This window comes from Roseobacter sp. EG26 (assembly GCF_049830555.1).
Taxonomy (GTDB): Bacteria; Pseudomonadota; Alphaproteobacteria; order Rhodobacterales; family Rhodobacteraceae; genus Roseobacter.
Genome location: NZ_JBNBLH010000006.1, coordinates 109105 through 123420 on the forward strand (window position 1 = coordinate 109105; position 14316 = coordinate 123420).

The 14316-nt window shown below is 60.6% G+C and carries 16 protein-coding genes and 1 riboswitch; of the genes, 7 read left to right on the forward strand and 9 right to left on the reverse strand.

Features of this window, described 5'->3' with window-relative positions:
* Position 1 precedes the first annotated feature (1 nt).
* Positions 2-1060, reverse strand: a complete 1059-nt coding sequence (gene cobW, locus ACOTTU_RS14735; protein WP_425659114.1) for a cobalamin biosynthesis protein CobW — start codon at positions 1058-1060, stop codon at positions 2-4.
* The gene (locus ACOTTU_RS14740; RefSeq protein WP_298914350.1) at positions 1053-1442 is read right to left on the reverse strand and encodes a DUF1636 domain-containing protein; all 390 of its coding nucleotides are present in this window, start codon (positions 1440-1442) and stop codon (positions 1053-1055) included. The genes cobW and ACOTTU_RS14740 overlap by 8 nt, the downstream gene beginning before the upstream one ends.
* 95 nt (positions 1443-1537) lie before the next feature.
* A riboswitch (cobalamin riboswitch) is annotated at positions 1538-1744 on the reverse strand.
* Between the two features lie 165 nt (positions 1745-1909).
* On the opposite strand from ACOTTU_RS14740, the gene ACOTTU_RS14745 reads away from it, so the two are divergent.
* The 6 genes from ACOTTU_RS14745 (at position 1910) to ACOTTU_RS14770 (ending at position 5409) form a co-directional block, all read left to right on the forward strand.
* Complete coding sequence (locus tag ACOTTU_RS14745; RefSeq protein WP_425659116.1) at positions 1910-2284, forward strand: YciI family protein; 375 nt, start codon at positions 1910-1912, stop codon at positions 2282-2284.
* 1 nt (position 2285) lies between these two features.
* Positions 2286-3521, forward strand: a complete 1236-nt coding sequence (locus tag ACOTTU_RS14750; RefSeq protein ID WP_425659118.1) for an RNA polymerase sigma factor — start codon at positions 2286-2288, stop codon at positions 3519-3521.
* 71 nt (positions 3522-3592) lie between these two features.
* A complete protein-coding gene (locus ACOTTU_RS14755; RefSeq protein WP_425659119.1) occupies positions 3593-3979 on the forward strand; it encodes a VOC family protein in 387 nt (128 codons plus the stop codon).
* A 26-nt stretch (positions 3980-4005) separates the two neighbouring features.
* Positions 4006-4404, forward strand: a complete 399-nt coding sequence (locus ACOTTU_RS14760) for an MAPEG family protein (RefSeq protein ID WP_425659121.1) — start codon at positions 4006-4008, stop codon at positions 4402-4404.
* Positions 4404-4748: a TfoX/Sxy family protein gene (locus tag ACOTTU_RS14765; RefSeq protein WP_425659123.1), complete on the forward strand. Its 345-nt coding sequence runs from the start codon at positions 4404-4406 to the stop codon at positions 4746-4748. Before ACOTTU_RS14760 ends, ACOTTU_RS14765 begins: the two co-directional genes overlap by 1 nt.
* Positions 4749-4758: 10 nt before the next feature.
* A complete protein-coding gene (locus ACOTTU_RS14770) occupies positions 4759-5409 on the forward strand; it encodes a DUF2461 domain-containing protein (RefSeq protein ID WP_425659125.1) in 651 nt (216 codons plus the stop codon).
* A gap of 70 nt (positions 5410-5479) precedes the next feature.
* On the opposite strand, the gene ACOTTU_RS14775 is transcribed toward ACOTTU_RS14770, so the two are convergent.
* From ACOTTU_RS14775 to iolD, 7 genes are all read right to left on the reverse strand, one after another.
* Entirely contained in the window at positions 5480-6343 is an 864-nt protein-coding gene (locus tag ACOTTU_RS14775; RefSeq protein WP_425659127.1) for a sugar phosphate isomerase/epimerase family protein, read from the reverse strand.
* Positions 6340-7242, reverse strand: coding sequence for an NAD(P)-dependent oxidoreductase (locus ACOTTU_RS14780; protein ID WP_425659129.1), 903 nt, complete (start codon positions 7240-7242; stop codon positions 6340-6342). The genes ACOTTU_RS14775 and ACOTTU_RS14780 overlap by 4 nt, the downstream gene beginning before the upstream one ends.
* A 202-nt stretch (positions 7243-7444) precedes the next feature.
* Entirely contained in the window at positions 7445-8434 is a 990-nt protein-coding gene (gene iolG / locus ACOTTU_RS14785; RefSeq protein ID WP_425659131.1) for an inositol 2-dehydrogenase, read from the reverse strand.
* Positions 8428-9267, reverse strand: a complete 840-nt coding sequence (locus ACOTTU_RS14790; protein WP_425659132.1) for a class II fructose-bisphosphate aldolase — start codon at positions 9265-9267, stop codon at positions 8428-8430. The genes iolG and ACOTTU_RS14790 overlap by 7 nt, the downstream gene beginning before the upstream one ends.
* 129 nt (positions 9268-9396) lie before the next feature.
* Positions 9397-10239: a 5-deoxy-glucuronate isomerase gene (locus ACOTTU_RS14795; RefSeq protein ID WP_425659134.1), complete on the reverse strand. Its 843-nt coding sequence runs from the start codon at positions 10237-10239 to the stop codon at positions 9397-9399.
* 14 nt (positions 10240-10253) lie between these two features.
* Positions 10254-11231, reverse strand: a complete 978-nt coding sequence (gene iolC, locus ACOTTU_RS14800; RefSeq protein WP_425659136.1) for a 5-dehydro-2-deoxygluconokinase — start codon at positions 11229-11231, stop codon at positions 10254-10256.
* Positions 11231-13090, reverse strand: coding sequence for a 3D-(3,5/4)-trihydroxycyclohexane-1,2-dione acylhydrolase (decyclizing) (iolD, locus tag ACOTTU_RS14805; protein ID WP_425659138.1), 1860 nt, complete (start codon positions 13088-13090; stop codon positions 11231-11233). Before iolD ends, iolC begins: the two co-directional genes overlap by 1 nt.
* Before the next feature lie 122 nt (positions 13091-13212).
* Between iolD and ACOTTU_RS14810 the strand changes: the two genes are divergently transcribed.
* Positions 13213-14316: a Gfo/Idh/MocA family protein gene (locus ACOTTU_RS14810; RefSeq protein ID WP_425659140.1), complete on the forward strand. Its 1104-nt coding sequence runs from the start codon at positions 13213-13215 to the stop codon at positions 14314-14316.

Below are 14316 nucleotides of genomic sequence, written 5' to 3' on the forward strand. Positions count from 1 at the left end.
GTTACTCGGCGGCCTCGACGGCCCGCGCGCCCAGAACGGTGCGGATCGTGTCGGCGTTGATGTCGTCATGTTCAGCGATCACGACCAGACGGCCCTGACGCGCCTCGCCGGGCTGCCACGGACGGTCGTATTGATGACGCACACGCGCGCCCACGGCCTGCACCAGCAGACGCATGGGTTTGCCGCTGACCGCCGCGTAGCCCTTGACGCGCAGGATGTTGTGATCATTGGCCAGCGCTTCGACCGCGCGCACAAGATCGGCGGGATCTGCCTGTTCGGGGATCTCGACCACGATGCTTTCGAAATCATCATGTTCGTGATCGTCATGCCCGTCGTGATGGCTGGGGCGCGCGTCCATGTCATCCTCTGCCGCGGCCTCCAGCCCGAGGATCACGCGCGGGTCCACGACGCCCTCGGCCACTTCGACCACGGGCAGCGGGCGGGGGGTTTCGGCGGCGATGATCGCTTTGGCCTTTGCCACGCCGTCGGGTCCGGCCAGATCGGGCTTGGTGAGCAGGATGATGTCGGCGCAGGAAATCTGATCCTCGAAAACCTCCGACAGGGGCGTTTCGTGATCAATGCTTTCGTCCGCGGCGCGCTGGGCGTCCACGGCGGCCACATCCGGGGCAAACCGTCCTGCCGCCACGGCCTCGGCATCGGCCAGAGCGATCACGCCATCGACGGTGATTTTCGAGCGGATATCGGGCCAGTCGAAAGCCTTGAGCAGCGGTTTCGGCAGCGCCAGCCCGGAGGTTTCAATCAGGATGTGATCGGGGCGCGGATCGAGCGCCATCAAAGCCTCGATGGTGGGAATGAAATCGTCTGCCACGGTGCAACAGATGCAGCCATTGGCCAGTTCCATGATGTTTTCCGCCGGACAATCGGGGATCGCGCAGCTTTTCAGGATGTCGCCATCCACACCCACATCGCCGAATTCATTGACCACAATGGCCAGACGTTTGCCGCCGGGGTTCTGCATCAACTGACGCACAAGGGTGGTTTTGCCGGAGCCGAGAAACCCGGTGATCACGGTGACGGGAAGTTTGGCAAGATCAGTCATGTTCGTTCTCCAGTGGGGGGACGCGGGCAACGCAGTTGCGTTTGAAATGGTCGGGACGCTCGCGCCATGGGATCAACCCATCCTGCGTGGCGTTGTAGCGTGCGGCACCGTCCAGCAGCAGGTCCGGATGCGACACTTCGTCGATATTTCCGTAGATATAGGTCCATCGCTGACCGCCGCGCAGGGCAATCGTGCAGCCATGATCACAGTTTTGCAGGCATTCAACTGGTCTCAGGCGCACGCCATCGGGCAGGGCGCGCTCGGCCAGACTGTCATAGAGGCGTTGCCCGGGGCGGCGGTCGTCCTCGGGGATGTCCTGCCCGCGCCTGCATTTTATGCAGACCAGCAGTTCGGTGCGCGCATCGGGTGCATCCGTGCTCATGACCTTCGGTTCCATTCCTCATGGCGCGCGGGTCTGATGGCGAGAGGGGCCTGAAGCGTTCAGGTCTGATCTCGACACCGGAACACCCCGTCCGGTTTCTTCACGTCTCATTGGCAGGTCTCCCGGCTCACGGATTTCGGCGCAAGGCCTGTGGTGTGCACCCCTTCCCGGAGCCGGGCTCCAGTGGTTTATGGCACATCTTTTCCGTTCACGGTCGCGGGGGCGGCTGCGCTTCACCGAAAGCTTCGACTGCGCATTCCCTTTTCACTTGTCAGACAAGCACCAACAGTAAGGCAGTTGCGTCGGAACCGTGTCCAATGTCAAGTGGCACGCCCTTTCAAGGTGCGAAATTAGGAGCGCTCCCGGATTTGCAAAAATTGGAAGCTTAGAAAACGCGGGATGTCTGTCGGATTTGCATTTTCCCGCGCGTCCTCGCACCATTGGAAATCAACAGGGGAGGCGATCTCATGATGTATGCAATTGCAATCTACGGTGAAGCGGGGGTGTTTGAGACACTGAGCGAGGACAAAAAGAAAGAGGTGCTCGCAGGGCACGCGGCATTGCAGGAGGCCTTGGCCGAGCGCGGTGAGTTCCTGTCGATCAAACTGATGCCGACATCCACGGCCGTCACGTTGGAGCCTCCGGCAGCCACGGGACAGGCCCCGCTGATTGTCGATGGCCCTTTCGCGGAGACCAAAGAGGGATTTCTGGGCTTTTACGCGGCGGAATTTGCAGACCTGAAAGAGGCGCTCCGCTTTGCAGAGATGATCTCTTCTCCGATCGCCCGGCTGGAAATACGCCCGATTGCCTGGGCCGGAGGCGTGATCTCCACGGAAGGATGAGATGTCCGAGTGGCTTGAAGCGACATTCACGAACAACAGACCGCGCGCGCTTGCGGCATTGACGCGCTACTTTCGCGACATTGATGTCGCCGAAGAAGCCTTCTCCGAGGCCTGTTTGAAAGCGTTGACAGAATGGAGGGACAAGGGCGCCCCACGGGATCCTCTGGCATGGTTGCTCACCGCTGCGCGGAACGCAGGGCTGGACCGGGTTCGAAAACGACAAAGGCGGCAAACCCTGCTGAAAACCAATTTCGCGGTGCCAGAAATGCCCCAAGAAAATCTGCCCGACCCGGATGAAGTGCGCGATGACGTCCTGCGCCTGCTTTTCATCTGTTGCCACCCGGCCTTGCCGCGACAGGATCAGATTGCCCTGGCCCTGCGGATCGTGGGCGGGTTGAGCGTGGCAGAGATTGCACGGGCGTTTCTGATTGGCCCGAAGGCGATGGAACAACGGCTGACGCGGGCCAAAAAGAAGATTGCAACAAACCCGGTTCCCTTTGAAACGCCCAGTCTTCACGAGCGCAGCAAACGTTTGGCGGAAGTTTCCCTGATGGTCTATCTGATGTTCAACGAAGGTTGGTCTACCTCCAATAGTGTCACGCAAATGAAACTGACCTTGTGTGAAGAAGCTATTCGCCTGGCACGGTTGCTGGCGGATTTGTTCAGCGGCATGGGCGAGCAAATGGCGCTGCTGTCGCTGCTGCTTTTTCAACACGCGCGCCGCGATGCGCGACAAGACAGCAGCGGCAGACTTGTGGCACTGGAAGATCAGGATCGGAGCCTGTGGGATGCCTCCGCCATTTCCGAAGCCCTGGCCTTGCTGCAAAAATCAGAACGGCTCGGACATTCCGGGCCCTACCGGATTCAGGCGGCTATCGCGGCGGAACACGCGCTGGCAAAAACCGCGGATGCCACCAGCTGGCGCAGCATCGAGGCACATTACGCGGCCCTCTTCGCAATGCAGCCAACGCCGGTGGTGCAGTTGAACCTGATCGCGGCAATGGCCAAAACCCGTGGGCCGGTCTACGCATTGCAGCAGATGACCCCCCTGGCAGACGAGCTTGCCGGGTATCGGTGGTATCACACCATGCGCGGCGGGCTGCTGGAACAATCAGGTGATTTCGACGCAGCCATTACTGCTCTGAAAATCGCGTTGACGTTAGGGCCAACCGAGCCCGAGCGCGTTGCCATAAACGAGAAAATCTCTCTCTGCAAAAAAAATATCGCGATGCTGTAGGAATTGCTCTGGCGCGCGCGTCCTTGGGGCATCTCCTTCACAAAGAAGGTGACCATCAAGGGAGCACTGAAATGAGTATTCTTGAAATGACCGCCGTCGGGAATTCCGGGTGGATCGGGCATTCCGGCCCGAGCCAGGGTGAGGCCAAGACCTTCTACAAGGACGTATTGGGCTGGACGATCCAGGAAATGCCAATGCAGGACGGGTCAAGCTACGCCACGGCTTCGGTGGGTGACACGGCCATTGGCGGTTTTTCCCCCATGCCTGAAGAGCAGGGCAGCTGGACGATCTACTTCACCGTTGCCGATGTGGACGCAAGCGTCGCAAAGGCAGAAGCCAAAGGGGCCAAGATAACAGCACCTGCCATGGACATGCCCGGTGTCGGCCGTATGGCGACATTGACGGACCCGCATGGCGCCAAGTTCGCGCTGATCACCTATGAAAGCATGGCCCAATGACGCGCCGTTAGACGGGAGAGACGCAAATGCCTGAGACACCGCAAATCACCCTGATGTTCGTCGCCGTTTTCGTTCTGATGAGCTTGGCACTGTCGGTCTTCGTTGGCTTGAGACGCGCAAAAACCGGGATCATGCTTTTGCATGGGGACGACGAGGAACTGCTCAAACGTATCCGGGCGCATGGGAATTTCGTTGAATACGTCCCTTTGGCGCTGCTGGCACTCGCCGAGGCGGAAATCGCCGGTGCGCCGCATTGGGTGCTGGTGGGGTCCGGAAGCGTCCTGCTGGCTGCGCGGGTGCTGCACTTTGCCGCTTTCCGCGGAACGGCCACAGGGGTCGGACGCCTCCTCGGAGCGCTTTTGACGTCGATCGCCATGGTCGTTCTGTCAGGGGCAATCCTCTTGAAATCATTTGGCATTTTCTGATGCCTTATGATGCGGAGCTGACCGGTCGCATGCGCCTTGCCCTAAAGGCGCATGTGGGTATTTCGGAAATGCGGATGATGGGCGGCAATTGCTTTTTTCTCAATGGCAACATGCTGTCCGGTGCGCGTCGTGACAAAAATGGCATCGGGCGGTTCATGTTCCGGGTGGGCAAGGCTCTGGAGGCGGAAGCGTTGCAGATCCCCGGCGCCGAGCCGGTGATCCATGGCAAGAGGCGGTTGGGCGGGTTCATTTCTGTTCAAGACGCGGCCTGCGATGAGGCGGCACTGAACCGTTGGCTGGCAATGTGTCTTGAGCATGCCTCAGCTTTACCTGCCAAGAATTGAAGGACAAAGGATGACCAGGTTTGATCATTTCCCGAAAGAGACCTTACAGTTTCTGACGGACCTCAAGGCGAACAACGACAGGCAGTGGTTTGCGGATCACAAACATGACTACGAGGCGCAGGCCAAAGCGCCGACAGAGCGGTTTTGTGCCGCACTGGCCATGGGTTTGCAGAAGTTGACACAGGTTCCGCACAGTTCAAAAACCTACCGGATTTATCGTGACGTTCGGTTTTCCAAGGATAAATCCCCCTATAATCCGTACATTCATCTGTCGTTTTCCCCAGAAAACGGCGGGAACAATGCGCCTATGTGGTTTTTTGGGCTGGATAGCGGGAAACTCGCGCTGGGGTGCGGTGTGTTCCAGTTCGACAAGGCGGTTCTGGAGAGGTTTCGAGCCGATATGGCCGGACCCAAAGGGGCAGCGCTGATCGAACTTTCCACGACTCTTTCGGCAAAGGGTATCCGGATTTCAGAACCGGAGCTCAAGCGCGTGCCACCCGGATTTGACAAGGATCACCCCCATGTCGAAGCGCTGCGCAGAAAGGGGTTTTCCGGATGGAAAGATTTCGACCCTGAGTTTGCCATCGGCCCCGATTTGATTGAACGAACGATCAAAGAGTTCGAAGGCTTGTTGCCGATTTTTCGGTTTCTGCGATCGTGAGCCGTGGCTTGGTGAGTGGCGGACAGCCAGAACAATGCCCGCCACCATCGCTTCTCATGCGCGAACGGGATTAGCCGAACAACCGCTTGAATTCGCCGATGCACTCTCTGAAACCGGCCTCGAAATCTCCGTTCCCGGGGTGATAGACGCTCTCGAAAGAGACCACACCGTCATACCCATCCGTCCTGAGCGCTTCGGCGATGTCACCAAAGAGCGGTCCCAGCTGCCCGTCCCCCATTCTGCGGACCTCTAGTGTCGCACGCGGCGTGTCGACCAGAACATCCTTGATATGAATATGCCCCAAATAGCCGTCTTTGACTTCGGCGTAGCCTTCTGGGAAGGCGCGTTCATGACACCAACAGTTGTTGCCCGGATCCCAGAGCACCTTGAGCGCATCCCTTGCATCCAATTCGTCGATCAGCCTGCGCGCGGTATAGTTTGAATTGACCATCGTGCCGTTGCCGGTCTCCACCACCAGCGTCAGCCCTTCGGCGCGCGCAAGGTCAACGGCAGGTGCGATCATCGGCGCCATGCTGTCCCAGGCGCCATGGGCGACGTTCCATTTCTCTGCACCGTTTTTGCCCCAGAGGATCTGTTCCTTGCGCTGGGTCATGATCCGCACCAGCGGTGATCCCACAATATGCGCCATTTCGATGACCCGCTTGAGCGCATCCATATGCCGGGTGTGCAGCGCATCGCCGGGCCGGTTTTGTGCGTCCATGCCCGCAAAGATGTGCCGCGAGAGGCAGGAGACCGGTTTGCCACGGTCGCGCAACAACTGGTCGATGTCCCTGATTTCGGCGGGCGAATGATCGCCCACCTCTGTTTCTCCGACAAATTGCAGTTCCGCATAGTCGAGGTCGAACTCATCCATGACGTCAACGGCATGGGGCAGATTACGGCTGATGCCGTCGCAAATGACACCCAGCTTCATGTGTCGATCTTCCGGTGCAGTTCAGCGCCGATGATCTCCTCGATCACACGGGTACAGACCCAATTGTCACCATCAGGATATCTGGTGCGTCCGGCGTGAAATATTTGCATGGCCGCGGCGGCAGTGTGCAGCGGTACGCCCAATTCTTCGCCCAGACCCATGGAGATGGTCAGATCCTTGTGCATGGTGTTGATGTGGCTGCCGGTGCCCTCGAACTGACGGTCGATGATCTTTTCCAAAGCGTTGTTGACAACGCCGCAGCCTGCCGAGGAGGTCGAGAAAACGTCAAGCAGTACTTGCCCCGGCACGCCCGCCTTGGCGGCCAGGGCGGCGGCCTCAAATGTGGCCGAAAACTGCGCACCGATCAGGGATTGCAAACAGGCTTTGACGGTCTGACCGTCGCCGGGTTCGGTTCCCACCCGGTGAATATTAGCCGAGACCGCCTGCATCACCGGTTTGAACTGATCCAGCACCGCATCCGGTGCCGCGGCCATCATCGTGAGCGTGCCGCTCTGCGCGCCGGGAAAGCCGCCGGACACGGGCGTGTCAATGAGATGAATGCCCGATCCGGCCATGGCCTGCCCGATCTCGCGGGCCTCGCGCGGCTTGATCGTGGCGCTGAGAATGACGGCACCCCCGGGGGGCAAATGCGCGACAAGACCTTCCGCGCCCAGAATGACCGATTTGGCCTGATCGCCGGTCATGACCATGACAAATACCGCCTCCGACGCCTTAGCCACCGCGGCGGGACGGTCCGCAGGCCTACCGCCCATGTCGGTGAATGCGGTCATCCGCGAAGCAAGATGATCAAACCCCGTCACCGAATACCCGTTTGCAATCAGGTTTTTGGCGATACCGCTCCCCATATCGCCGATGCCGATAATACCAATGTTCTGCATAAGTCACTCTCCCTTTCAGCGCCCCTTGGCGCGTTCGAAAAAAACCTTCCGCAACGAAAGGTCGGTTCCGCGGGGATTTCACGCGTCTGAGTGACGTCGGGCGGGTCCGGAAGACACCCCGCTGCCCGGTTAGGTAGGTTCAGGCTAACACCTCATTTCGCAAGATGACAAGGGCGTCACCGGCAATTTTGAGCCGGATGGATCAGCCTAATGTGACCACCGTGCCGTCCTGCCAGGACCGGGTCGCCGCATCCGCCAGAAGCTGTGCCTTGAGGCCGTCGTCAATGCCCGGGCTTGGCGGCGTGCCCTGACGCAGCGCCTCAACGAAATGGGCAATCTCGCGCGCGTAGGCCAGCTCGTAGCGCTCCAGAAAGAAATGCATGGTGGGGGCGGTCTGAAAGCCCAAGCCCGTGGCGGCCTCCACAGTATTTTCATGCACATTTGCGGCACGCAGCATGCCGCTGGAGCCATGCACCTCGATCCGCTGGTCATACCCGTAGGTGGCCCGCCGCGAATTGCTGATCTGGCAGATTTTCCCCGATGCCGTGGTGAGTGTAACGGCGGCGGTATCCACATCCCCTGCCGCGCCAATCTCGGGATCGACAAGAGCGCTGCCCACGGCAAAAACCTGCACCGGCTCTTCGCCAAGAAGAAAGCGCGCCATATCGAGATCATGGATCATCATGTCGCGAAAAATCCCGCCCGAGCTTTTGATGTAGCCGATGGGCGGCGGCGCGGGGTCGCGCGACAGGATGGTGATGATCTCGGCATCGCCGATCTCTCCCTGCGCTAGGCGTGCTTGCAGATTGGCAAAACTAGGGTCAAACCGGCGGTTGAAGGCGGTCATGAAAGGGACGCTCGCCGCCGTGACCGCGCGGATGCAGTCGCGGATGCGCGCGGCGGACATGTCGATCGGCTTTTCGCAGAATATCGCCTTGCCTGCCGCCGCTGCCTTGTGGATCAAATCGTAATGGGTGTCGGTCGGGGTGCCGATGATCACCGCGTCCACATCGGCGCTGTTGATCAGCGCGTCGCTGTCCAGAACGGCAGCGCCACTGGTCTCTGCCAGCGCCTGCGCCGCCGCCGGTATGGCATCCGACAGGGCGGTCACCTGCGCGTCGGGGTGTTGTTTGATCGACCGGGCGTGCACAGCGCCAATGCGGCCACAACCCAGAAGCCCGATGTTCAGCATTGGCTTTCTCCCTTGAACCCGCGCAGCACGCGCCGTGTGGCCGCGACCAGCGGGTCATGTGTGTCTTTCAGGATCGTGACCCGGTCAAACCGGTCGGGGTCCCTGTTTACGGCGGCGCGCAGGGCATCGCCAAAGGCCATGCGCAATTCCGTTCCGATGTTGAATTTGCAGATGCCGGAGCCGCGTGCAAGGCGCGTGCGCTGATCCAGAGGCACGCCTGAGCCGCCGTGAATGACCAAAGGCACATCCGTGACCGCCTCAATCGCGCGAATGCGGGCCTCGTCCAGCCCGCCTTCCTTGTTCTCCTGCAAATGCACATTGCCGACCGAAATGGCCATGGCATCAACGCCGGTCTCAACGGCAAAACGCGCGGCCTCCTGCGGATCGGTGCCGGCGGAGTTTTCGCCACCTGAATAGCCGACAAAGCCGATCTCGCCTTCACAGGAGATGCCCGCCTTGTGGGCCATCGTGGCGATGGCGGCGGTTTCGGCGATGTTCTGGTCCAGTGGCAGGCGTGATCCGTCAAACATCAGCGAGGTAAACCCGCTGTCCAGCGCTTCGCGGCATTCGTCCGCCGTGTAGCCGTGATCGAGATGCGCGACCACGGGGACGGACGCGTTTTCGGCCAGATGGCGGAACATTTTGCCCAATATTGGCAGGGGCGTGTGGGCGCGGCAGGAAGGACCGGCCTGAAGGATCACCGGCACGGCTTCAGCCTCGGCGGCGGCCACATAGGCGCGCATATCCTCCCAGCCAAAGGTGACCAGACCGGCGATGGCATGGCCTTCTTTCAGGGCGGGTTGCAGGACATCCGAGAGGGTGACTAGGGGCATGGAACGCATATTTCGCTGAGGGCGGTCCCCGGCCGCGGGTTGTGGTGAAGCCCCCGCCTGGGGGGGGCGGGGGCTGCCCGGCGGAGCCGCCGGGCGAGGCGTTGCTTTATTGCGGTTCGGGCCTTCGCCTCACTTGAACTTCGCCACCATATCCTTGATGCCGGGGATCGTTTCGATCTGATAGGCATGGGTGGGCTGAAAATATTGCACCAGGCTGCGCTGGCTGAGCCCGCCGAGAATGGTGAAATAATACATCTCATAGCCCGGCATCACCGCACAGGGGTGATAGCCCTTGTCGATGCAGATTGTGGAGCCATCCATGAGCTGATAGGCGTCGCCCGGTTTGCCTTCCTCACGTTGCAGGATCTGCACGCCGGAGCCGTGGTTGGGGCGAAAGCGGAAGTTGTAGGTCTCATCATGACGGGTTTCATGCGGCAGGTTATCGGTGTCGTGCTTGTGGGCGGGAAAGCCCGACCAGCCGCCCTGACCGACCGTGAACAGCTCCGAGACCAGAAGGCGGCCCACCTTGTCGTGTTGTTGCTGGCCGAGGATGTGTTTGATCTTGCGATGGGTTTTGGTGTCATCGGAGCCGTATTGAACCTTGTCCAGTTCGGCCACCCGCACATCGAAGGGGGCCAGCACCTTGTCGTATCTGGCGCCGGCGATGAAGACTTCGGTGGCAGCACTGGTGCAGGTTATTCGGGCCTTCGCACCGACGGGGACATAGACGCCTTCCGGCTCGCCATCCCAGACATCGACGCCTCTGTTGCCCAGAGCGGCGAAGCCTACACCTTCCACGTCCACATCGACGGTGCCGGTTGCGGGCACGATGCAGGTTTCATAGCCCGGCACCTGATAGTCAAAGCTCTGATCCTGCGTCAGCTTCACGATGTTGAAGTAATTCAGCGGCACCGTCGGGTCGTCTGCATCCACAATGGGTTTGTTGTGATTGTCGTGAGGAGCGATATGCATGGGGCGTGGTCCTTTTAGGCTTCGGTCGGGCCGGGATGGGTGGCGAGGAACTGTTCCAGTTCGCTTCGGTCGGGCATGGCGGGGGCGCATCCGGGTTTTGCGACCACGATGGAGGCACAGGCGGAGCCGCGCAGCACGGCTTCCTTCATCGGGCAGTCCTCAGAGAGGGCGGCCAGAAACCCGGCCATGAAGCTGTCTCCGGCGCCGGTGGGTTTGATCGCCGCCACCGGGTAGATGCCGGTGGCGATTTCTGCGCCATCTGCAAAGGTCACCGCCCCTTCCGGGCCTTTCTTGTAGATGACGATTTCGGCGCTGCTGGCGGCAAGCGCACGCGCCTTGGCCAGCCCTTTGTCGATATGACCGGCCATGAAGCCGAACTCCTCGTCATTGCCCACGATGATGTCGGCCATCTCGCCCGCTCGGCTCAGCACCTCTTCGGCGACTTGAGGCGAGGGCCAGCTATAGGGGCGGTAATCGACGTCAAAGATGATCGGCAAACCGGCGGCGCGGGCAAGCTCAAACGCCCGGAAGGCCGCCGCGCGCGAGGGTTCGGCGGCAAAGACCGTGCCTGCGGTGATCAGCGCGCCAAAGCGCGTGTAATCCACCGCCTCCACATCCGCGACAGTCATCTGAAAATCCGCTGCGTTGTTGCGGTAGATGACGGACTGATGGTCTTCGATGCGCGTTTCATAGACGGCCAGCGAGGTGCGGTATTCTCCGGTGACGCGCTTCACATGGCGACGATCCACGCCGTAGTGATCGAGTTGCCCTTCGCAGTACCAGCCCACGGCATCGTCCGAGACCGATGTCACAAGGGCGGCCTGACAGCCGAATTTGCACAGCCCGGCGGCGATATTGGCAGAAGACCCGCCCATCCCGACCTTCATCACCTGCGCGTCGGGCGTGCTGGTGCCGGGCGGATCGGGGAAAAAATCCATCCCCACACGGCCCACCACCACGAAATTCCGTTTTGCCAGAGCGTCGCGCAGCATCAGACGCCCTTTCGCTGACGTGCGCGGCCATTTTCCCACGCGACATGTGCTGCATGCACCTTTTGGGACGTGGAAATATGCGGTGTGCCGCATTCCCACCATGTGTGGCCCTCTGTCGTCCAACCTTCATAGGCATCGACTTTCATGACAATGACGCATGTTTTATCCGCTGCCTGTGCGCGCTTGAAAGCTTCGCCCAGCTCGGACGGGTTGGCAACGGTTTCAGCCTGTGCGCCCATGGCGGCGGCATGGGCCTCAAAATCCACAGCGAAGGGGGTCGGCACGGTGGGGCAGTCCGCGATCAGGTTGTTGAAACTTTCGTTGCCGGTGTTGTTCTGCAGCTTGTTGATGACGGCAAATCCGCCATTGTCGAGCACCAGGATGATCAGTTTCTTGCCTGTCAGCACTGATGAATAGATGTCCGAATTCATCATCAGATAGGAGCCATCGCCGATAAAGACGATGGTGTCCCTGTCCGGCTCGCGCTCCGATTGGGCGATCCGCGCGCCCCAGGCGCCGGAGATTTCGTAGCCCATGCAGGAAAAGCCAAACTCGACGTCCACCGTGCCGCACTCCAGCGTGCGCCAGTTCGCGGTCACCTCCGCAGGCAGGCCGCCTGCGGCTGCCACCACGCGGTCGCGTCTGTGGCAAAGCGCGTTCACCACGCCGATGGCCTGCGCGTAGGAATTCGGGCGGTTGTCGCCAAAGGACACGTTTTCGGCGACATAGGTGTCCCATTTGGCGCGTTCATCGCGGGCCTTTTCGGTCCAGCCTTCGGGGCTGCGATAGGTGCCCAGCGACGCGCCCAAGGCCGCAAGGCCCAGTTTGGCGTCCCCGACAACCGGCAGCGCGCGATGTTTGCCCGCGTCATGGCGTGCCGCATTGATCGAAACGAACTGCGCGTCCTGCGAGAATGCCGTCCACGACCCGGTGGTGAAATCCTGAAGCCGCGTGCCGACGGCCAGGATGACGTCTGCCTCCTCGGCAATGGCATTGGCACTGTCCGAGCCGGTCACGCCGATGGGTCCGATGTTCAGCGGGTGATCTGCCAGCAGATTGGCGCGCCCGGCAATGGTTTCGACCACGGGGATCTGGCGGGCTTCGGCAAATTCGGTCAACTCACGCACCGCGCGGCTGTATTGCACGCCGCCACCCGCAATGATCATGGGACGTTTCGCGCTTGCCAGCAAGGCGGCGGCATCGGCGATTTCCTCAGCATCCGCCGTTTGGCGACGGATGCGGTGCACGCGTTTTTCAAAAAACGCCTCCGGGTAGTCGTAGGTCCAGCCCTGAACATCCTGCGGCAAGCCGATAAAGGCAGGTCCGCAATCGCCCGGATCGAGCAGCGTCGCGAGGGCAGCGGGCAGCGACTGGATGATCTGCGCGGGATGGGTGATGCGGTCCCAATAGCGGCTGACCGGTTTGAACGCGTCGTTCACACCTAAAGTCGGGTCGTTGAAATTCTCCATCTGCTGCAGGACCGGATCGGGCAGGCGGGTCACATAGGTATCCCCGCAAAGCAGCAGCATGGGCAGCCGGTTGGCATGGGCCAGTGCGGCGGAAGTGACCAGATTGGAGGTGCCCGGCCCGGCGGAGGCGGTGCAGAACATGAACCGCTGGCGCAGCCATTGTTTGGCATAGCCCGCTGCGGCAAATCCCATGCTTTGCTCGTTCTGCCCGCGGTAAAGCGGCAGCGTGTCGCGAACGCCATAAAGTGCTTCGCCCAGGCAGGTGACATTGCCATGCCCGAAGATGCCAAAGCCGCCGCCGCAAACGCGCATCTCTTCCCCGTCCACCATGATGAACTGGTTGTCGAGCCATTTGATAATGGCCTGAGCCGTGGTCAGTTTCTTGGTCATATGGGTGGCCGTCCTTTTGCGATTTTAAAGCGGTTGCTCATTTCGCGTCTTGCGCAGTTCAGAATCCCACGATACTAATTTTGCAACCGGTTGCAAACGTAAATTCGCAAAGGTGGCAGGACGTGGCAGAGATTGGCATTGGCATTCTTGGGGGTGGCTACATGGGCAAGGCGCATTCTGTCGCAATGTCCGCCGTGGGTGCTGTCTTTGACACCCAGCTTCGGCCCAGGCTGGAGATGATCTGCGCCAGCACGCCTGAATCTGCGGAGAAATACCGCGCCGCTTTCGGGTTCACGCGGGCCACAGATGACTGGCGCGTGCTGGTGAATGACGCAGGCGTTGAGGCCATTGTCATCGCAACACCACAGGACTTGCACCGCGAGATTGCCGAAGCGGCTTTTGCACTGGGCAAGCCGGTGTTCTGCGAAAAGCCGCTGGGCGCGTCGTTGGCGGACAGCCGCGCGATGGTCGCGGCGGCGGAGCGTGCGGGCGTGCCGAACATGGTTGGCTTCAACTATATCCGGACACCGGCGAGCCAGTTTGCGCGTCAGTTGATCGCGGAAGGCGAGATCGGGGATATCACCTGGTTTCGAGGAGAGCACACCGAAGATTTCTATGCCGATCCGGATAGCCCTGTGTCCTGGCGCACCGAAGGGGACGCCAACGGAACAATGGGCGATCTTGCCCCGCATATGATCAACGCAGCACTGGCGCTGCTGGGGCCGGTCGAGAAGCTGATCGCAGAGGTCGAAACCGTCCATCAGGCGCGCCCCGGCGGGACTGTCACAAACGACGATCATGCGCAGATGATGTGCCGTTTCGCCAACGGGGCCATGGGGCAGATGTATTTCAGCCGCATCGCGACGGGTCGCAAGATGGGCTATGCCTATGAAATCATGGGGACAAAAGGCGCGATCCGTTTTGATCAGGAAGATCAGAATGCGCTCTGGCTTTACAAGATGGGCGGTGATGACGCCACGCGCGGGTTCACAAAAATTCTCACAGGGCCTGCGCATCCTGACTACGAGCCCTTCTGTCAGGGGCCGGGGCATGGCACCGGTTATCAGGACCAGATCATCATTGAGGCGCGGGATTTTCTGCGCGCCATCGAGACCGGCCAGAACATCTGGCCCGCTTTTGAAGACGGGATGGAGGTGAACCGCGTGATCGCGGCGGCCATGGCGTCCTCGCGCGATAAAAACTGGAAAGACATCTCTGAATTCTGA